22 protein-coding genes are annotated in these 17,234 nt (G+C 64.9%); 14 read left to right on the top strand and 8 right to left on the bottom strand.

What is annotated here, in order from left to right; translation table 11 throughout:
* Window positions 1-2: 2 nt before the first annotated feature.
* Genes ccmE through ACW7G6_RS04080 form a run of 6 tightly spaced genes read right to left on the bottom strand, consistent with a single transcriptional unit; the run spans window position 3 to window position 3,364 of the window.
* Window positions 3-506 (bottom strand): cytochrome c maturation protein CcmE, encoded by a 504-nt coding sequence (ccmE, locus tag ACW7G6_RS04105; RefSeq protein WP_456997589.1) that lies wholly within the window; start codon window positions 504-506, stop codon window positions 3-5.
* Complete coding sequence (gene ccmD, locus ACW7G6_RS04100) at window positions 503-694, bottom strand: heme exporter protein CcmD (RefSeq protein ID WP_456997588.1); 192 nt, start codon at window positions 692-694, stop codon at window positions 503-505. The genes ccmE and ccmD overlap by 4 nt, the downstream gene beginning before the upstream one ends.
* The gene (gene ccmC, locus ACW7G6_RS04095) at window positions 691-1,464 is read right to left on the bottom strand and encodes a heme ABC transporter permease CcmC (protein ID WP_456997587.1); all 774 of its coding nucleotides are present in this window, start codon (window positions 1,462-1,464) and stop codon (window positions 691-693) included. Before ccmC ends, ccmD begins: the two co-directional genes overlap by 4 nt.
* 5 nt (window positions 1,465-1,469) lie before the next feature.
* A complete protein-coding gene (gene ccmB / locus ACW7G6_RS04090) occupies window positions 1,470-2,159 on the bottom strand; it encodes a heme exporter protein CcmB (protein WP_456979589.1) in 690 nt (229 codons plus the stop codon).
* Complete coding sequence (ccmA, locus tag ACW7G6_RS04085) at window positions 2,156-2,815, bottom strand: heme ABC exporter ATP-binding protein CcmA (RefSeq protein ID WP_456979588.1); 660 nt, start codon at window positions 2,813-2,815, stop codon at window positions 2,156-2,158. Before ccmA ends, ccmB begins: the two co-directional genes overlap by 4 nt.
* A gap of 39 nt (window positions 2,816-2,854) precedes the next feature.
* Entirely contained in the window at window positions 2,855-3,364 is a 510-nt protein-coding gene (locus tag ACW7G6_RS04080; protein WP_456997586.1) for a DUF3293 domain-containing protein, read from the bottom strand.
* 161 nt (window positions 3,365-3,525) lie between these two features.
* On the opposite strand from ACW7G6_RS04080, the gene ACW7G6_RS04075 reads away from it, so the two are divergent.
* The 10 genes from ACW7G6_RS04075 to ACW7G6_RS04030 all read left to right on the top strand — a co-directional run bounded on the left by ACW7G6_RS04075 (window position 3,526) and on the right by ACW7G6_RS04030 (window position 12,562).
* The gene (locus ACW7G6_RS04075) at window positions 3,526-4,695 is read left to right on the top strand and encodes a pyridoxal phosphate-dependent aminotransferase (protein ID WP_456997585.1); all 1,170 of its coding nucleotides are present in this window, start codon (window positions 3,526-3,528) and stop codon (window positions 4,693-4,695) included.
* 152 nt (window positions 4,696-4,847) lie between these two features.
* Window positions 4,848-6,146 carry a serine hydrolase domain-containing protein gene (locus ACW7G6_RS04070; RefSeq protein WP_456997584.1) on the top strand — a complete coding sequence of 433 codons (1,299 nt, stop codon included), beginning with the start codon at window positions 4,848-4,850 and terminating at the stop codon, window positions 6,144-6,146.
* Between the two features lie 20 nt (window positions 6,147-6,166).
* Window positions 6,167-6,964: an amidohydrolase gene (locus tag ACW7G6_RS04065; protein WP_456997712.1), complete on the top strand. Its 798-nt coding sequence runs from the start codon at window positions 6,167-6,169 to the stop codon at window positions 6,962-6,964.
* 178 nt (window positions 6,965-7,142) lie between these two features.
* The gene (locus ACW7G6_RS04060; protein ID WP_456997583.1) at window positions 7,143-8,717 is read left to right on the top strand and encodes an NfeD family protein; all 1,575 of its coding nucleotides are present in this window, start codon (window positions 7,143-7,145) and stop codon (window positions 8,715-8,717) included.
* Window positions 8,714-9,478 carry a slipin family protein gene (locus ACW7G6_RS04055; protein ID WP_456979583.1) on the top strand — a complete coding sequence of 255 codons (765 nt, stop codon included), beginning with the start codon at window positions 8,714-8,716 and terminating at the stop codon, window positions 9,476-9,478. Before ACW7G6_RS04060 ends, ACW7G6_RS04055 begins: the two co-directional genes overlap by 4 nt.
* Window positions 9,479-9,509: 31 nt before the next feature.
* Window positions 9,510-10,229: a hypothetical protein gene (locus tag ACW7G6_RS04050; protein WP_456997582.1), complete on the top strand. Its 720-nt coding sequence runs from the start codon at window positions 9,510-9,512 to the stop codon at window positions 10,227-10,229.
* Between the two features lie 56 nt (window positions 10,230-10,285).
* Entirely contained in the window at window positions 10,286-10,615 is a 330-nt protein-coding gene (locus ACW7G6_RS04045) for a thioredoxin family protein (RefSeq protein ID WP_456979581.1), read from the top strand.
* 201 nt (window positions 10,616-10,816) lie between these two features.
* Complete coding sequence (locus ACW7G6_RS04040; RefSeq protein ID WP_456961680.1) at window positions 10,817-11,389, top strand: OmpA family protein; 573 nt, start codon at window positions 10,817-10,819, stop codon at window positions 11,387-11,389.
* A 171-nt stretch (window positions 11,390-11,560) separates the two neighbouring features.
* The gene (locus tag ACW7G6_RS04035) at window positions 11,561-11,893 is read left to right on the top strand and encodes a YnfA family protein (RefSeq protein WP_456997711.1); all 333 of its coding nucleotides are present in this window, start codon (window positions 11,561-11,563) and stop codon (window positions 11,891-11,893) included.
* 78 nt (window positions 11,894-11,971) lie between these two features.
* On the top strand, window positions 11,972-12,562 hold the full coding sequence (locus tag ACW7G6_RS04030) for a COG4315 family predicted lipoprotein (RefSeq protein WP_456997581.1): 591 nt from the start codon (window positions 11,972-11,974) through the stop codon (window positions 12,560-12,562).
* 189 nt (window positions 12,563-12,751) lie between these two features.
* Here the strand turns inward: ACW7G6_RS04030 and ACW7G6_RS04025 are convergent, their stop codons facing one another.
* Window positions 12,752-13,360 carry an FMN-dependent NADH-azoreductase gene (locus ACW7G6_RS04025; RefSeq protein ID WP_456997580.1) on the bottom strand — a complete coding sequence of 203 codons (609 nt, stop codon included), beginning with the start codon at window positions 13,358-13,360 and terminating at the stop codon, window positions 12,752-12,754.
* Between the two features lie 153 nt (window positions 13,361-13,513).
* Here ACW7G6_RS04025 and ACW7G6_RS04020 point away from each other — a divergent pair, with 153 nt between their 5' ends.
* Window positions 13,514-14,437 carry a LysR family transcriptional regulator gene (locus ACW7G6_RS04020; RefSeq protein ID WP_456979579.1) on the top strand — a complete coding sequence of 308 codons (924 nt, stop codon included), beginning with the start codon at window positions 13,514-13,516 and terminating at the stop codon, window positions 14,435-14,437.
* A gap of 56 nt (window positions 14,438-14,493) precedes the next feature.
* Here the strand turns inward: ACW7G6_RS04020 and arsH are convergent, their stop codons facing one another.
* Window positions 14,494-15,219 carry an arsenical resistance protein ArsH gene (arsH, locus tag ACW7G6_RS04015; protein ID WP_456979578.1) on the bottom strand — a complete coding sequence of 242 codons (726 nt, stop codon included), beginning with the start codon at window positions 15,217-15,219 and terminating at the stop codon, window positions 14,494-14,496.
* 42 nt (window positions 15,220-15,261) lie between these two features.
* Here arsH and ACW7G6_RS04010 point away from each other — a divergent pair, with 42 nt between their 5' ends.
* The 3 genes from ACW7G6_RS04010 to arsB are packed head-to-tail and all read left to right on the top strand — an operon-like array spanning window position 15,262 to window position 17,184.
* A complete protein-coding gene (locus tag ACW7G6_RS04010) occupies window positions 15,262-15,600 on the top strand; it encodes an ArsR/SmtB family transcription factor (RefSeq protein ID WP_456979577.1) in 339 nt (112 codons plus the stop codon).
* A complete protein-coding gene (locus tag ACW7G6_RS04005; protein WP_456979576.1) occupies window positions 15,597-16,109 on the top strand; it encodes an arsenate reductase ArsC in 513 nt (170 codons plus the stop codon). Before ACW7G6_RS04010 ends, ACW7G6_RS04005 begins: the two co-directional genes overlap by 4 nt.
* Entirely contained in the window at window positions 16,102-17,184 is a 1,083-nt protein-coding gene (gene arsB / locus ACW7G6_RS04000) for an ACR3 family arsenite efflux transporter (RefSeq protein WP_456979575.1), read from the top strand. Before ACW7G6_RS04005 ends, arsB begins: the two co-directional genes overlap by 8 nt.
* Window positions 17,185-17,234 lie beyond the last annotated feature (50 nt).

Below are 17,234 nucleotides of genomic sequence, written 5' to 3'. Positions count from 1 at the left end.
CGTTATAGCCCCGCCGCGGGTGCGTCGACTTCGTGCTTGTCAACGTCAGGCTTGTCAACGTCATGCTTCTGGTGGGCGATGCCCATCTTGTCGGCAACCTCCTTGGGCATGTAGCTCTCGTCGTGCTTGGCCAGCACTTCCTCGGCGACGAAGCGGTTGCCGTCCATGCGGCCGGTCGCGATGACCGCCTGGTTCTCACGGAACAGGTCGGGCAGGATGCCGGTGTAGGTCACCGGCATCTGCGCATCGCCGTCGGTAACGGCAAAGTGCGATTCAAGCGTTCCTTCCTGGCGTTGCAGGGATCCCTCCGCGACCATCCCGCCCAGGCGGAACCGGGCTTGGCCAGAGGCGACGTCGGCACCGGCCTCACCGGTGATTATCTCGTTGGGCGTGTACAGGTAGGCCACGTTGCGCTGCAGTGCCATGGCGACCAGCGCGGTCGCAACGGCAGCCGCTGCCACCAGGGCCAGTATCCACATCAGGCGGCGTCGTCTAATCGGATTCATCGGATCAACTCATTGGAAATGGGGGATTGGCTGGTGGCTTGATCGTCGGGTCTTGCCGCCTGTCTGGCCGCGCGGCGATGGGCGTTGCGCAGCTCCCGTCGCAGTTGCCACGCGCTGGCGAGAAAATCCCAGCCAAGCACAAGCACGAACACCGCATAACCGGCAATGACGTAATTCAGGTAACTCACGATCCGGCTCCGCGCCTTATGGAAGGTTTTCCGGTGGCCAGCGCGGCTACCCAGGCCTTGCCGGATTCGCGGCGCAGATTGTCCGCCCGCGCCCGCACCAGCAGCGCGCCGACAAACCACAGTTTGGTCCCGACCAGCATCCAGATCAGCGGCTGGATCATGCTCGCGTCCATCGTCGACTCGCCAAACAGGCGGATCGTCTGGCCCTGGTGCAGCGAGTTCCACCACACCACCGAGTAACGGATCACCGGCAGCAACACCACCCCGACAATCGCCAGCAGGCCGGCGGCGCGGGCGGCGGCGCGGCGGTCGTCAATCGCGTTGTAAAGACCGATGACGCCCAGGTAGAGGAACAGCAGGATCAGCTCGGTGGTCAGGCGCGGGTCCCAATCCCACCACGTACCCCACATCGGCTTGCCCCAGATCGCGCCGGTCAACAGGGTGATCAGGGTGAACCCGGCGCCGATCGGCGCGCAGGCCATGGCCAGGATTTCGCACAGCTTGATCCGCCAGATCAGTGCTATCGCCGAATAAATCGCCATCAGCCCGAATACCGCCAGGCTCATCCAGGCACTGGGCACGTGGATGTAGAGGATGCGGAAGCTGTCGCCTTGCTGGTAATCGGCGGGGACCACGAACAGCGCGCCGTACATGCCCCAGGCCATGACCGCCAGGCCGAGCGCATACGCCCATGGCGCCCAGCGCGCGGCGAACCGGTCGAAATTGGGTGGCGAGCCCAGTTTGTGGAACCACAGGATGATTGGATTCATATGCCTCAATTCAGAGCGATCCGGATCGCGGCTGCGGCGGTCAACGGCGCCAGTACCAACGCGACAACCAGTCCGGCGCCCAACAACAGTAGTGCGCCGACCGGATCCAATCCCTGGGTTGATGCGGCCACGCTGCCTGCGCCAAACACCAATACCGGCACATACAAGGGCAGTGCCAGCAGCGCAACCAGTATACCGGAGCGCCTCATGCCGACGGTCAGCGCGGCGACTACGGCGCCCAGCAGGCTCAACAGTGGCGTGCCCAATGCCAGCGAGGCCATCAGCACCGGCAATTGCTGGTGTGGCAAATGCATCAGTTCGGCCAGGAACGGCGTGGCCAGCAGCAGTGGCAACGCGGTGGTGGCCCAATGGGTGAAGGTGCGTACCGCGACCAACCAGCCCAGCGGCACCGGTGCCAGCATCCATTGCTCCAGCGAGCCGTCCTCGGCATCGCCGCGGAACAGGGTGTCCAGCGACAACAGGCCGGCCAGCAACACCGCGACCCAAAGCACCGCGGCGGCGACCCTGGACAAGGTCTCCGCCTCACCGCCCAACGCCAGTGCAAACAGCACCACCACCAACAGCGCGAACAGCGCCGGCTGCAGCGCATCGCCCCGGCGCCGCCACAGCAGTCGCAGGTCACGCAGCAACAAGGCCTTGGCCGAACCGACCAGACCGGGAGTCGCGATGCTCATGCCGCGTACTCCGCAACCGGCTTCAGCATGGTCAGCATCCGGGTGCGGACCGGCGGTGCCGCGTAGGCGCCGTGGGTGGTGACCAGCGCCGCGCCACCACCGCGCAGATGGGCCTGGACCATGCGGTTGACCAGTTCGATACCCTGCAAGTCCAGGTTGGCGTAAGGCTCATCAAGCAGCCACAGCGGTGCCGGCGATAACCACAGCCGTGCCAGCGAAAGCCGTCGCTTCTGGCCCGCTGACAGTTGCCGGGCCAGCGCATCCTCGTAACCTGACAAGCCGACGATGCCCAACGCGTTGACCGGGTTCTGGTTACGACGCCGGCCTTGCAAACCGCACAGGAACTCCAGGTTCTCCAGCGTACTCAGGTCGGCCTTGAAGCCGGGCAGATGGCCCATGTAGGCGATCGCCCGGGCACGTCGCGACACGCGTGCGCGTTGTCCGTCGATATCCACCTCGCCGGCATCGGCGCGCAACAGGCCCGAAAGTACCCGCAGCAGGGTGGTCTTGCCGGCGCCATTGTCACCTTGCACCAGCAACGCCTCGCCGGCGTCGACCGAGAAATCCAGCGGCCCGAAAACCGGTTCGTCATTGCGGGCAAAGGACAACCCGCGGGCTGCGAGCAGCGGCGGGGCGGATCGATCAGGAGGACTCATCGACAGGTGCAGGGACCAACGGGATGCCAAATGCCCATGTTACGCGGTCACCGCGCCATTCACCCGTTCGCCCATCCAGTCAATACACGAGTCGATCGCGTCCTTGGGGGCGTGGCCATCGGGGCGTTCGATCGACATCCGCAAGCGCACCGGTTCGCCGCGGCACCAGGCCAGTACGCCGGCCTGGCCGAACTCGCTGGCCAGGCGGTCGGCCATGGGGTCGTCGATATCGGCCAACACCCAGCCCGGCTCTTGCCAGCGACCGTCCGGCGCCTCGGCCCAGGCGCGCTGGCGGGCGGCGCCGATAGCGTCAAGCCGAGCTTCCAGTACGGCGTCGGCAGCGGCATTGGCCGTGTCCGAGCGTGGCTCCGAGGCGGGATTCCAGGCCGTGATGAACAGGTAGCGCGTTGCGGGCCAATACGCTTCCAGGTCGGTCGCGGGCTGACCCACCTGCAGCGGCAGGCTATCGCCGTCCAGCTTGACCGTGTAACGCGCGGAAGCGTAGGCGATGGACAATTGGATGGCGTTGACGACGGCACGTTCCTGCATTTGTGCAGTGTCTGGCGCAGGCGGCCCGGATGCAAGTGTGGAGTCTTGTTTTTCCCTTGTATTTCAATGCCTGCGGTGAGCTGGAAGGCTCGCCGGAAGTCGGAATCCCCGGCGGCCGGGATTTCGTAGACTAGTGGGCCCACTCCACGGATCGAGTACCCATGACAGCTGATACCGCAACGCCACACCTGCAGACCAAGCTGCCGAAGGTCGGCACCACCATCTTTACGGTGATGTCGCAGCTCGCCACCGAACACGACGCGGTCAACCTCGGCCAGGGGTTCCCTGATTTTGATCCGCCGGAGCGCCTGACGTCGGCGTTGACCCAGGCCATGCGCGATGGCCGCAACCAGTATTCGCCGATGACCGGCATCCCGGCGTTGCGCGAGGCGATCGCGACCAAGACCGAGCGCTGCTACGGCTATCGCCCCGACGTGGAGGCTGAGATTACCGTCACCTCGGGTGGCAGCGAGGCGATCCTGGATGCGGTGCATGCGGTGGTGCGGCCGGGCGAGGAAGTGATCGTGCTCGACCCGTGTTACGACTGCTACGAGCCGGCGATCGAGCTGGCCGGTGGCATCGCGGTGCACGTGCCGCTGGACCCGCGAACTTTCGCCCCCGACTGGGATCTGGTTCGCGGCGCGATCACGCCGAAGACGCGGATGCTGATGATCAACAGCCCGCACAATCCTTCCGGGGCTACGTTCAGCGCCGATGACATCCGCCAGCTGACCGAGCTGCTACGCGACACCAGCATCATCCTGCTGTCGGACGAGGTCTACGAGCATATCGTCTACGACGGCGCCCGCCACGAGTCGGTGTTGCGGTATCCGGAGTTGCGTGAGCGTGCATTCGTGGTCTCCAGTTTCGGCAAGACCTACCACTGCACCGGCTGGAAGGCCGGCTACTGCATTGCACCGCCGGCCTTGAGCGTCGAGTTCCGCAAGGTCCACCAGTACAACACCTTCTGCACCTTCACCCCGGCGCAGTTTGCGTTTGCCGAGATGATCCGGGACGAGCCGGAGCATTACGAGGAGTTGGGCGCGTTCTACCAGCCGATGCGTGACCGTTTCCGCGAGCAACTGCTGACCACACGGTTCAAACCATTGCCGGTGCCGGGCGGGTATTTCCAGCTGGTCGACTACTCCGCCGTCAGCGATCTGGACGATGCCGAGTTCTGCCGTTGGCTGGCGCTGGAGCATGGCGTGGCTGCGATCCCGCTGTCGCCGTTCTACGGCACGCCGCCCAAGGGACAGCGTCTGGTCCGGCTGTGTTTCGCCAAGAACGAAGCGACCCGGGATGCCGCGATCGAGCGGCTGCGGCAGCTGTAAATTTTCTTGCGTCGCTCCTGCGGTAGTGCGGTGTCGCATCCGGAATATCGTCTCGTGGTTCCGTGACGATGGTTCAGTCCGGATCGGCACATGCTCCACGGCCCATTCGCCATTACCGTGAGACGTGACACCAATCGCAAGGAGCCTCCCTGATGAACTCCCGTCTCTTCACGCTGGCCATCGCTGTCCTCGCCTTGGCATGGGCGAGCCCCGCGCCCGCGGCCGACCTCCCTTCCGCTGCTGCTGAATCGGCTTTGCAACGCATCCTCGACGGTGGCCGCGACAGCCACAGCGATTCGGTACTGGTTCTCGCGGACGGGGTGGAACTCGGCCACTACTACCGCGACGACAAGGCTCCCGGGCCGATCGAGTTGATGTCGGCCACCAAGTCGGTGGTAGCGCTCGGCATCGGCCAACTGATCGGGCAGGAGCGGATTGAATCGCTGGATCAGCCGGTGGCCGATTTCTACCCCGAATGGAAGCAGGGGAAGAAACGCGATATCACCGTACGCATGCTGCTCAACCACACGTCCGGCCTGCAGAACGTGGCAAGGGCACCCGCCGAGATCTATCCCGCTCCGGATGTCGTCCAGCTTGCGCTGGCGGCGGAGCTCAGTGGCGCGCCGGGCGCGGGGTTTTCCTACAACAACAAGGCGACCAACCTGTTGGCCGGCATCATCGAGAAGGCATCCGGGCAGCCGATGGATGTGTTCTTCCGCGAAGGTCTGTTCGCCGAGCTCGACGTGACCCCCGGCGAATGGGGGAAGGACAAGGCGGGCAATCCCTATGTGATGGCCGGCTTGCCGCTCGACGCCACCGACGCGGCGAAGATCGGGCAGTTGGTGCTCGCGCGTGGCAAATGGCACGGCAAGCAACTGGTACCCGCCGGCTACATGGACGCCATGCTCTCTCCGGGGCAATCGCTGGAGCCGTCCTGCGGCTTGCTGTGGTGGCTACGTCCGGCCTGGATGCATTTCCATTTCGACCCCGACAGCCTGGCGATGTTACGGGAGAAGGGCGTGGCGGAGGACCTGATACAAACGCTTGAACAGGCACTGACGGGCGCTCGGTTCGATGGGTCGGGAGCGATGATGACGGGCTTGTACGAACGGTTGGGCGAAGACGTCAGCAGGGTCCGGGAAGAGCTGGTCGGCAAGCACGGTATCGGTCCGTCTCGACTGTTCACCATCGAGCAAGGCCCTGTCGCCGCCTACGAGGCCCAAGGTTATCTGGGGCAGTACATCGTGGTCGTGCCGTCGGCCAGGCTGGTTGCGGTGCGCCAGGTCGCGTCGCCGGCCGGCGACGAAACGCCGCCGGTGACTGATGGCTACGGCGACTTCACCCAGCGGGTGCTTGACCTGGCTCGCGCGATGGGCCGGCTGCCTCCCGAGCCGACAATGGCCGGGGTTTCGGGCACCATGAAGCCAAACACCGTGAGCCTATCGCCATGAGCGCAACCCCCTCCGTACCAATGAGCAACCTGCGTATCTCTCTTATCCAGGGTTCCACCCTGTGGCACGACCCGGCGGGCAATCGCGACTATTACGGCGCTCTGGCGGCGCCGTTGCGCGGACTGACTGACCTGGTCCTGTTGCCGGAGACCTTCACCAGCGGCTTCTCCAACGATGCGATCGGGGACGCCGAGACCATGGATGGCCCGACGGTCGCCTGGATCCGCGAGCAGGCCGCGAGCCTGGATGCCGCCGTAACCGGCAGCGTGCAGATCCGCGAAGGCGACCAGGTGTTCAACCGGATGCTGTTTGCCAAGCCCGACGGGCAATTGCACACCTATGACAAGCGTCACCTGTTCCGCTACGCCGACGAGCACAAACGTTACGCGCCCGGGCGCGACCGGATCACGGTGCAATGGAAGGGTTGGAGCATCTGTCCGCTGGTCTGTTACGACCTGCGCTTCCCAGTGTTCTCGCGCAACCGTTTCGATGTCGAGCGTCCCGGCCTGCCGGATTACGATCTGGTGTTGTATGTCGCCAACTGGCCCGCTGCCCGCGCCTACGCCTGGAAGACGCTGTTGCGGGCACGCGCGATCGAAAACCTGAGCTATGTCGCCGGCCTCAACCGTGTTGGCACCGATGGCAACGGCATTGCGTATGCGGGTGACAGCTCGGTGATTGATTTTGTCGGTGACGCGCTGAGCGAATGCACCGACTCGGAAATGACCACCACCACCACCTTGCTGGCCTCCGAGCTGCGGGCCCACCGCGAGCGATTCCCGGCAATGCTGGACGGGGACGCGTTCGAGATCACCTGAGCCGGGGCTTACGCAATACCGGTGCGTCTCGGCATGGCGCAATGCGCTGCGCTCTATTGCGCCCGACGACTTGACTCGGGTGATCAGCGTCTCTGCATTCACGGCGTTGTCACGACCCTAACGTCTGGCAGTGTCTACTCGGGTCATGGGCGGAGTCGCGCCGCGGTTCGGGGGCGTCATGAGCTTGATCGCACGAGCGTTCTGGTTATTGATCTTCAGTGTTGGGCTGGCAGTCTCGCTGCCGGCATTGGCCGGAGCGTCCCAGTCGGCGGAGCCGACGCCTGCGCTCGATCCGGGCAACACGACACGCGCCGGGGTGGTGTTGCTGGAGATCCAGGGCGGCATTGGCCCGGCCACGCGCGACTACGTGAAGCGCGGTCTGGATCGCGCCGCCGAGCAGAACGCCGTCGCCGTGGTGCTGCGGATCGACACGCCAGGCGGGTTGGACCTGTCCACCCGCGACATCAACCAGGCGATCCTGGCGTCCGCGGTGCCGGTGATCGGCTGGGTCGCGCCCCAGGGCGCACGTGCCGCCAGTGCCGGCACCTACATCCTGTATGCCTGTCATCTGGCGGCGATGGCTCCGGCGACTGCGTTGGGTGCCGCCACGCCGGTATCGATGGGCGGTGGTGGGCCGGACATCGTTCCCGGGGACAGAAACGGGCAATCCGAAGACGAACCGTCAGCAGGCGCCGCCGGAAGCGAGTCGAGCCGGGAGAGTCCCGACCAGGATAATCCGACGCAAGACAATCCGGTCCAAGGCGATCCGCTGCAAGACAACCCGGTCGACGGCGCCCCAGCCTCCGCTAAACCCGCCCCAGGCGCCGGCGGTGCGATGGCGCACAAGGTCATCAATGATGCCGCCGCCTACCTGCGCAGCCTGGCCGAGTTGCGCGGCCGCAATGCCGACTTTGCCGAGCGTGCCGTGCGTGAAGCGGCCACCCTGACCGCCGAGCAGGCCCTGCAACGCAACGTGATCGAAATTGTCGCCAACGACCTGGACAGCCTGCTGGCCCAGGCCGACGGGCGCCAGGTCAAACTGCACCACGCCGCCGTCACCCTGGACACCGCCGGCCAGCCGGTTACCAGCATCGAGCCCGACTGGCGCTTCAAGTTGCTCTCGGTGCTGACCAACCCGACGGTGGCCTACATGCTGTTGCTGGCCGGGATGTACGGCCTGCTGCTGGAAGGCTACAGCCCGGGCGCGGTGCTGCCAGGCGTGGTCGGTGCGATCTGCCTGCTGCTTGCCCTGTATGCGATGCAGGTGCTGCCGGTGAACTACGCCGGGGTGGGATTGATCGTGCTCGGTATCGTCTTGATGGGCCTGGAGTTCGCGATGCCGAGCTTCGGCGCGCTTGGCATAGGAGGCTTGATTGCGTTGATGATTGGCTCGCTGATCATGTTCGATACCGACGTGCCCGGGTTCGGCGTGCCCGGGCAGCTGATCGCCGCGATTGGCGTCACCAGCGGGCTGGGCTTCATGGGCCTGATCTGGTTTGCGATGCGCGCACGCGCCAAACCGGTGACCACCGGCGCCGATGAGATGGTCGGCCACCACGCAACCGCGATCGCGGACTTTCACGACCAGGGCCACGTGCGGATTCGCGGAGAGATCTGGCAGGCCGTATCAACCACGCCCGTCACCCGCGGCCAAACGCTGCAGGTACTCGCCCTTGATGGCCTGGTCCTGCAGGTCGCCCCGGTTGTCGAATCGCCTGCCGTGCACACCCCAGAACCCGGAGTTCGTCCATGAACATGCTCGTGTTTCTCCCGATCCTGATCGTCATCGCGCTGTTTTTTTTCAGTGCCATCAAGATATTGCGTGAGTACGAACGCGGCGTCGTGTTCCAGTTGGGACGCTTCTGGAAGGTCAAGGGGCCGGGGTTGATCTTCCTGATCCCGATCGTCCAGCAGATGGTCCGGGTCGACCTGCGGACCATCGTCATGGACGTGCCATCGCAAGACCTGATCACCCGCGACAACGTCTCCGTGCAGGTCAACGCGGTGGTGTACTTCCGCGTGGTCGATCCGGAGAAAGCCATCATCGCGGTTGAACACTTCTACGACGCCACCAGCCAACTCGCACAGACGACCCTGCGCTCGGTGCTCGGCCAGCACGAGCTGGACCAGTTGCTGGCCGAACGCGACAAGCTCAACCACGACGTGCGCACCATCCTCGACAGCCAGACCGATGCCTGGGGCATCAAGGTCGCCAACGTCGAGATCAAGCACGTCGATATCAACGAGACCATGGTCCGCGCGATTGCCCGCCAGGCCGAAGCCGAGCGCGTGCGCCGGGCCAAGATCATCCACGCAGAGGGCGAGCAGCAGGCCGCCGAGAAGCTGGTCGAGGCCGCCAAGTTGCTGGGTGCCGACCCGCGCGCGATCCAGTTGCGCTACCTGCAGACCCTGACCGAGATCGCCGGCGACAAGAGCTCGACGATTGTCTTCCCGCTGCCATTGGACCTGGTGGAACCGATGCTGGCACGCCTGAAAGCGCCACCGCGCGAATGAGAGCCAACCAACCTTGAACCGGAGTCCCAACATGAGCCCGAGAACCGTCACAGCCCTCAGCCTTGCCGTCGCCGCGTGTCTGCTGTCTGCGTGCAGCCAGCAACCGGAAGCGCCCGCCAGTGCCAGTCCGTCCAGCAGCCCGTCCGCCAGCGAGCCCGTGAACCCTCCCACAAGCCCGCCAGACGATTTGACCAGCGCCAACTATGTCGCCAGCCTGCAGCCGATGAACTCCGGTGTGACCGGTGACCAGGCGACTGCGGAGGCAACTTTCACGGTGGATGGCGACAACATGGTCATCAGCATCGATGCCAAGGGATTGCCACCGGATATCGAGCACTGGCAGCATTTTCACGGTTTCACCGATGACAAGGTCGCGGGCTGTCCCACCAGTGCCGACGACACCAACGGCGACGGCATCATCGACCTGATCGAAACCGAAGCGGTCGCCGGCACCACGATGGTCCCGTTCGACACCGACCCGGTCGCGATGGATGTCGCCGAGGGCGAATACCCGCATGCCGACGTCGACGGCAGCTTCAGCTATCGCCAGAGCGTGTCGATGCCGGCGCTCAATGCCGCCTTCGCCGAAGCGTTCGCCGGCCAGGCACCCGACCTCGACCGACGGGTGATCTTCATCCACGGCGTGGTCACCGACACCGAATTGCCCGAGTCGGTCGCATCACTCGGCCCGATCCCCGCCTACGTCACCTTGCCAATTGCCTGTGGGGTGATTGAACGCGTGCGGGAGTAGCCACCAGTCCGCGGCTGCAACACCCGCGAGCCAAACCCGCGACAACGGAGTCAACCATGGTGATGCAACACGATTACGCTTCCACCGCGCCCACCCGCGCCGATATCGACGCCATGCCCGGAGCCAGCGTCATCGAGTTCGGTACGGGCTGGTGCGGCCATTGCACTACCGCCCAGCCGCTGATCGCCACTGCATTTGAGGGCCATCCCGACCTGCGTCACTTCAAGGTCGAAGACGGCCCCGGTCGCCGTCTGGGCCGCTCCTTCCACGTCAAACTCTGGCCGACCCTGGTGTTCCTGCGCGATGGCGAGGAGGTCGCCCGGCTGGTGCGGCCGAGCGACGGCGCAGCAATAAAGCAGGCGATGGAAGCGATCGATGCGGAGTGATCCCAACAATTGCCGCCTTGCGCGGCGCTGCCAGCGATTTGCAAGGTCCTCCATCACGCTTCGTGACGACAAGGTGGCGTCGGTGCTTTCCGTTCACCTGACGCAAAGAGTCACCCGGCTAGCTTCGGTTCCGGCGCCATCCCCCGATTAGCGCGCGCAGTTCGCGCCAGGGCGCCACACCGAACCCAGGAGATTCAGATCATGGCCACTTCCCTGTCCCGTAAAGCCGTCCTTGCCGTCGCATTGGCAAGCGTGACCCTTGCCAGTTGCAGCAGCTTCATCAAACGCGATGAATTCGATGCCACCATCGCCGATCTTCGTGCCACCGATGCCCGGCTGGAGTCGCAGATCCAGACCCTTGGCCAGAAGTACGACGCCCTGGTGACCCAACTGGCCGGCCGTACCCGCGTGGATACCGCTGCCTACTTCGCCGTCGGTGATGCGACTCTCGGCGCACAGGCCGAGCCGTTGCTGAATGACTTTGCGCGTGCGATCAGCAGCAGTCATACCGATGCGTTGATCACCGTGGAGGGCTTCGCCGATCCGTCCGGCTCGACCGCGCTCAACAAGCGTCTCGGCCAAAGCCGTGCCGACGCCGTGCGTGACTACCTGGTCACCGCCGGCTTGCCTGCGGAACAGGTCCGTGCCGTGAGCTATGGCGAAGACAAGAACCGCCAGGTGCGCCCGGGTGCGACCGGTGATGCCGGCCAGGACAACCGCCGCGTCGCGCTGGTGGTTGACTACGCTGGTCCGAAGACCGCCTCGACGATGTAATCGGCGCGGCTTGGTGATACCGGAAAGGACGCCCAATGGCGTCCTTTCTTTTCGCTCGTTTTCCGTCGCTGGCAGTCGATCCGGAAACGGTTGGGATATCGTGGCTTCCCGCAGGGTGGCGTATTCCGACGCCCGTTTGCTTTCATCGTTGAGCAACGACTGATGCCGCTTCTGCAGACCCTCGGCCTGTTCACCCTGACCGCCGTCGCCGAGATCGTCGGTTGCTGGCTGGTGCTGATGTGGCGCAAGCCGGAAGGTGCGGCGTGGCTTCTGGTGCCCGCAGCGCTCAGCTTGGCGGCGTTCGCGTGGTTGTTGACCTTGCACCCGGCGGCCTCGGGTCGGGTGTATGCGGCGTATGGCGGGGTGTATGTCGCCACCGCGCTGGTGTGGCTGTGGGCGGTGGATGGCGTGCGGCCGGGCGTGTTCGACCTGCTTGGCGGCGGGCTGATCCTTGCGGGAGCCGTGGTGATCATCAGCGGTCACTGGGTCTCGACCGCGTCTTAACGCGGGCCCGTCTATCACTCGATGCAACGACCGCAGTGTCGGTTGCAAGGCGGACGCAGGTCCGCGCAAGGAGATGTCGTGACGATTTCACGCAAGGTGGACTGGGCCCGGGTGGGTCCGGCCGCGATGGCCGCATGGTTGAGCGTCGCGCTGGCCATCGGTCTGGCCGGTTGCAACGAGCCCGGCGAAGGCAACTCGTTGGGGGATCCGTCGCCCGCACAGGCAACCGATGAAACCCCATCAATCGTGGGCGAGGGCGGCACCCTGGTGACCGATGCCGCGTCGGCCGCCGGCAGCTTGACGGTGATGTCCGTCGGTGGGCCGGCCGATTACGTGGCCGACGACAGCCGTCGCGCGGTCTACCTGCTGGAAGGCGATACCGATGGCAACCAGTGCGTCGATGCCTGCCTGCGCCAGTGGGCGCCGTTGTTCCCGCCGACTACCGCGCCGACCGTCAGCGGCAACCCCGCATCGGTACTGGTCGGTACGATCGATCGCGCCGACGGGTCCAAACAGATCACCTACAACGGCCACCCGCTGTATCACTACGTGGGAGACACGCGGCCCGGCAGCACGCTGGGGCATGAGCGCGATGATGAGTGGGGCGAGTGGTATCTGGTCACGCCGCAGGGCAACGCGTTGGGCGAGGAGGTCGGCAAGCTGGATTGATCTTGCTAGAGCACCGTGTCCAGTCCCTTCCGATCGATCAGGCTGAGCAATTTCAGTGATGGCCCGCTGGGCTTCTTGTCGCCGATTTCCCACTTCGTATTCGGAAAGAGGGCGAGGTCGCGTCGCGCAGGACGGTTGCTACGTCAGCCTTGCTTTATGAGGTTCTGAAGAATCAACGGGCCGCTCATGTCAGGCTTTGATGGCCGCGATGTCTTCCAGGGCGCGTGCGACGGCGGCATCCCTGGCCTCCGGCCCGAACGCGATGCCTTCGGCGCGTACGACCTGCACGTCCGTCACGCCGAGAAAAGCCAGTACGCCGATGAGGTAGGTCTCCTGATGGTCGAATGCCGCCGTAGGGCTCCCCGCCGAGTACACGCCGCCCCGCGCCGACGCGATGAAGGCCCTTTTGTTCTTCAACAGACCCTCTGATCCGGTCGCGGTGTATTGGAAGGTCTTGCCGGCCACGGCGATGCGGTCAATCCACGCTTTGAGCGGCGTCGGAATTGAAAAGTTGTACATGGGCGCCCCGATGACCAGGATGTCCGACGCGAACAGTTCGTCCATGTAGGCGTTGCCCTTGACCAGGTCGGAGTTGATGATCGCGTCCTCGCTGGCGGCGCCCTGAAAAGCAGCCAAGTGAGCGCCGGACAGGTGCAATGCCGGATCGACAGCCAGGTCGCGGGAGACGACGCGGACACCCGGGTGCAGAACTTGCTGCCGTGCGACGAGCTCGGCGGAGAGCTGGCGGCTTACGGAATCGGTACCGAGCACGCTGGAGTCCAGATGAAGGAGTTGCATGGTCAACCTCAAGGTTGTTGGGGAGGTGAGCCACCGGCGGCTTTCTACGGGCAGGTGGCTGCGTGGGTACGAATGGTGGTCGCCGGCGCGCCATCTGAGAAGACGGTATATTGCGATGCGAACCATCTGGTTTTGAGATGGAAGGACACTCGAATGCTCGACGGCGTCTCCCTGGATCAGCTCAGAACCTTCATCGCAGCCGTGGATGAAGGCAGCTTTTCGGCCGCGGCCAGGAAGCTCAACCGTGTTCAGTCGGCGGTGAGCGGCTGGGTCGCCGGGCTGGAGGCCCAAATCGGCGTCGTGCTGTTTGATCGTTCGGGCCGGTTCCCGAAACTCACGCCAGAGGGAGTGCTGTTGCTCGCGGATGCCCGCCATGTCGTGGCGGGGGTGGACACGATGAAGGCCCGCGCGAAGTTGATGGCAGCAGGCCTGGAGACGGAACTCCCGGTGGTGGTCGACGTGTTTTTTCCGACCGCTGCCGTCAGCGCGACCGCGAAGGCATTCGCGAGTCGGTTTCCGTTGACGCCATTGCGCCTCTTCGTTGAAGGCCTGGGCGCGGCTTATCAACCCATCCTGGACGGTCGATGCAGCTTGGGCATCCTGGCGACCTTGCCGTTGGCATTTCCGTCACTGGTCAATGAGCGACTGGGCGAAGTACCGCTGGTCGCGGTCGCTGCAGCAAGTCACCCCCTCGCGAACATTGGTCATCGGATACCGAAGCGCGAGCTGGTGAAACACGTGCAACTCGTGCTCACCGACAGGTCAGACCTCATGGCCGGTCGGGACTACGGCGTCGTGTCCGCGTCAACGTGGCGCCTGGCGGACCTCTCGACCAAGTACGCGTTCCTCATCGATTGCGTTGGGTGGGGTCGCATGCCCCTGCACATGGTCGAGAAGGACATCGCTTCCGGCGCTTTGGTCGTCCTCGATGTCGATGACCTGCCGCCGAGTGGCCTCAGTTTGACCATGTCGGCGTGTCACCAGGCTTCCGAACCGCCTGGCCCTGCGGGAAGATGGTTCATCGACCACTTGAAGGATTCATGGGGACGTCCGTCGGACGTCAAGCGCGAACTGTGAAATGGTCGGCGCGTGGACCTGTGGGTTTTCGTTCGTGATCGCGCGCCGCCCCGTTTTCACGAGGATTCGGTAACAGCTGCTTGCCTGGTCAACTCGCGCGCTGCGGCCGCGCCCTTGCGCTCGCTGTAACGATCCACCAGATAGTCGCTTCGCCCGCGCACCAGCAGGGTGAACTTGAGCAGCTCCTCCATCACGTCGACCACGCGGTCGTAGTACGGCGAGGGCTTCATGCGGCCATCGTCGTCGAACTCCTGCCAGGCCTTGGCCACCGACGACTGGTTGGGGATCGTCACCATCCGCATCCAGCGACCCAGCAGGCGCAGGCTGTTGACGACGTTGAACGACTGCGAGCCGCCGCAGACCTGCATCACCGCGAGGGTGCGGCCCTGGGTCGGGCGCACGCTGCCGTCTTCCAGCGGCAGCCAGTCGATCTGGTTCTTGAACACGCCGGTGACCGCGCCGTGGCGCTCGGGGCTGACCCAGACCTGGCCCTCGGACCATAGGGAGAGTTCGCGCAGTTCGCGGACCTTGGGGTGGTGCTTGTCGACGCTGTCGAGCAGCGGCAGGTCATTCGGGTCGAACACGCGGGTCTCGGCGCCGAAGCGTTGCAGGATGCGCTCGGCCTCCAGCGCCAGCTTGCGACTGTAGGCTTGCGGCCGCAGCGAGCCGTACAGGATCAGGATGCGTGGGGCGTGGTCGGCTTCGGTGGGCAGGCCGAGCTTGTCCAGCCCGGGCAGATCAATCGCATCGGGGGTGATATTGGGGAGGTCTTCGAAGGTCATTGGGACTTGCTTGTCGTTATTTGATTTGATTATTCTATAAGAATGGAAATGAACAACGCAATCCGTGCCCTGACGGCGCTTGGACACAACACCCGGCTGTCGGTATTCCGCCTGCTGGTGGAGGCCGGGCCGGCCGGGCGCATGGCCGGCGACATCGCCGAGGCGCTGGCGGTGCCGGCGGCGACGCTGTCGTTCCACCTCAAGGAGCTGTCGGCCGCGGGGCTGGTGCATGGCGAGCCGCAGGGCCGCTATGTCTGCTACCGCGCCGACTTCGGGGCGATGAACGCGCTGATCGGCTTCCTGACCCATAACTGCTGCGCGGGGTCGGGATCGGCCGACTGCGGGCCTCCCATTGCATCCACCCAGGGAAAATCCCCATGAGCCATCGCGTGTTGTTCCTGTGTACCGGCAACTCCGCCCGCAGCGTGCTCGCCGAAGCGACCCTGCGTGCCTGGGGCGGCGGACGTTTCGAGGCCTTCAGTGCCGGCAGCCAGCCGACCGGCAAGATCAACCCGTTCGCGCTTGAACAGTTGGCGGTCGAGGGCATCCCGACATCGGGTTTGCGCAGCAAGTCGTGGGACGAGTTCTCCGGTGACGACGCACCGTCAATCGAGGTGGTGGTGACGGTCTGCGACAGCGCCGCGACGGAGACCTGCCCGGTATTTTTCGGTGACTTCGTGCGCACCCACTGGGGCCTGCCGGATCCGGCGGCGGTGGAGGGCAGCGATGAGGACAAGCGTGCGGCCTTCGCGGAGGCGCATGCAGTGATCCGGAAGCGACTGACGGCGTTCCTGACCCTTGCGCCGGAAAAGTGGAGCGACCGCGAGGCGCTGAAACAGGCGCTGGACCGGATCGGGTTCATCGAGTCGACGGATGGCGAAGATGTCTGATGCATCCGCCTGCGACATGCCGGCGCCGGCGCCGTCGCGTCCCGGTATCGGTTTCTTCGAGCGCTACCTGACCCTGTGGGTGGCGCTGTGCATCGTGGTCGGCACCGCGCTTGGCCACTTCCTGCCCGGCAGCTTCGCCGCGCTTGGCGCGATGGAGGTGGCCAAGGTCAACCTGCCGGTCGCGGTGCTGATCTGGCTGATGATCATCCCGATGCTGCTGAAGATCGACTTCGCCGCGATGCGGCAGGTCGGGCGGCACTGGAAGGGCATGGGCGTGACCCTGTTCATCAACTGGGCGGTCAAGCCATTCTCGATGGCGCTGCTGGCTTGGTTCTTCCTGCGCCACGTATTCGCGCCTTGGCTGCCGGCCGGACAGGTGGATTCCTACATCGCCGGGCTGATCCTGCTGGCGGCGGCGCCGTGCACGGCGATGGTGTTCGTGTGGAGCAACCTGTGCGATGGCGAGCCGAACTTCACCCTCAGCCAGGTGGCGATCAACGACGCGATCATGGTGTTCGCGTTTGCGCCGCTGGTAGCGCTGCTGCTCGGGATATCGGCGATCACCGTTCCGTGGGACACGCTGATGTTGTCGGTCGGGCTGTACATCGTGGTGCCGGTGGTCATTGCAGTGGTCGCGCGCAAGCTGATCATCGCGCGTGGCGGGCCGACGCTGTTGGACCGCTGGCTGGCACGGCTTGGGCCGCTGTCGCTGGCCGCGCTGCTGCTGACGCTGGTGCTGCTGTTCGGCTTCCAGGGGCGGCAGATCATCGAGCAACCGCTGGTGATCGCGATGCTGGCGGTACCGATCCTGATCCAGGTCTATTTCAATTCCGGACTGGCCTACCTGCTCAACCGTCGGTTCGGCGTGGCGCACTGCGTGGCCGGGCCGTCGGCGTTGATCGGAGCCAGCAACTTCTTCGAGTTGGCAGTCGCTGCGGCGGTGAGCCTGTTCGGCGTGCATTCCGGCGCCGCGCTGGCGACGGTGGTGGGAGTGTTGATCGAGGTGCCGGTGATGCTGTCGGTGGTGCGCATCGTGAACTCGAGCAAGGCCTGGTACGAAAGAAGCGCTCCTTGACGCGAGCGACACCGGGGTCGGGTCTCCGGCCGTGGCGTCATCTTGTCCTC

The sequence above is a fragment of the Lysobacter sp. A421 genome, from assembly GCF_054052145.1.
Note: the sequence above shows the minus strand (reverse complement) of the source record. Positions and strands in the feature narration are given on the sequence as shown.

Coding starts and splice junctions, on each gene's coding strand:
- ccmE (WP_456997589.1), bottom strand. CDS start 506: ATGAATCCGATTAGACGACGCCGCCTGATGTGGATACTGGCCCTGGTG.
- ccmC (WP_456997587.1), bottom strand. CDS start 1,464: ATGAATCCAATCATCCTGTGGTTCCACAAACTGGGCTCGCCACCCAAT.
- ccmB (WP_456979589.1), bottom strand. CDS start 2,159: ATGAGCATCGCGACTCCCGGTCTGGTCGGTTCGGCCAAGGCCTTGTTG.
- ccmA (WP_456979588.1), bottom strand. CDS start 2,815: ATGAGTCCTCCTGATCGATCCGCCCCGCCGCTGCTCGCAGCCCGCGGG.
- ACW7G6_RS04080 (WP_456997586.1), bottom strand. CDS start 3,364: ATGCAGGAACGTGCCGTCGTCAACGCCATCCAATTGTCCATCGCCTAC.
- ACW7G6_RS04075 (WP_456997585.1), top strand. CDS start 3,526: ATGACAGCTGATACCGCAACGCCACACCTGCAGACCAAGCTGCCGAAG.
- ACW7G6_RS04070 (WP_456997584.1), top strand. CDS start 4,848: ATGAACTCCCGTCTCTTCACGCTGGCCATCGCTGTCCTCGCCTTGGCA.
- ACW7G6_RS04065 (WP_456997712.1), top strand. CDS start 6,167: ATGAGCAACCTGCGTATCTCTCTTATCCAGGGTTCCACCCTGTGGCAC.
- ACW7G6_RS04060 (WP_456997583.1), top strand. CDS start 7,143: ATGAGCTTGATCGCACGAGCGTTCTGGTTATTGATCTTCAGTGTTGGG.
- ACW7G6_RS04055 (WP_456979583.1), top strand. CDS start 8,714: ATGAACATGCTCGTGTTTCTCCCGATCCTGATCGTCATCGCGCTGTTT.
- ACW7G6_RS04050 (WP_456997582.1), top strand. CDS start 9,510: ATGAGCCCGAGAACCGTCACAGCCCTCAGCCTTGCCGTCGCCGCGTGT.
- ACW7G6_RS04045 (WP_456979581.1), top strand. CDS start 10,286: ATGGTGATGCAACACGATTACGCTTCCACCGCGCCCACCCGCGCCGAT.
- ACW7G6_RS04040 (WP_456961680.1), top strand. CDS start 10,817: ATGGCCACTTCCCTGTCCCGTAAAGCCGTCCTTGCCGTCGCATTGGCA.
- ACW7G6_RS04025 (WP_456997580.1), bottom strand. CDS start 13,360: ATGCAACTCCTTCATCTGGACTCCAGCGTGCTCGGTACCGATTCCGTA.
- ACW7G6_RS04020 (WP_456979579.1), top strand. CDS start 13,514: ATGCTCGACGGCGTCTCCCTGGATCAGCTCAGAACCTTCATCGCAGCC.
- arsH (WP_456979578.1), bottom strand. CDS start 15,219: ATGACCTTCGAAGACCTCCCCAATATCACCCCCGATGCGATTGATCTG.
- ACW7G6_RS04010 (WP_456979577.1), top strand. CDS start 15,262: ATGGAAATGAACAACGCAATCCGTGCCCTGACGGCGCTTGGACACAAC.
- ACW7G6_RS04005 (WP_456979576.1), top strand. CDS start 15,597: ATGAGCCATCGCGTGTTGTTCCTGTGTACCGGCAACTCCGCCCGCAGC.
- arsB (WP_456979575.1), top strand. CDS start 16,102: ATGTCTGATGCATCCGCCTGCGACATGCCGGCGCCGGCGCCGTCGCGT.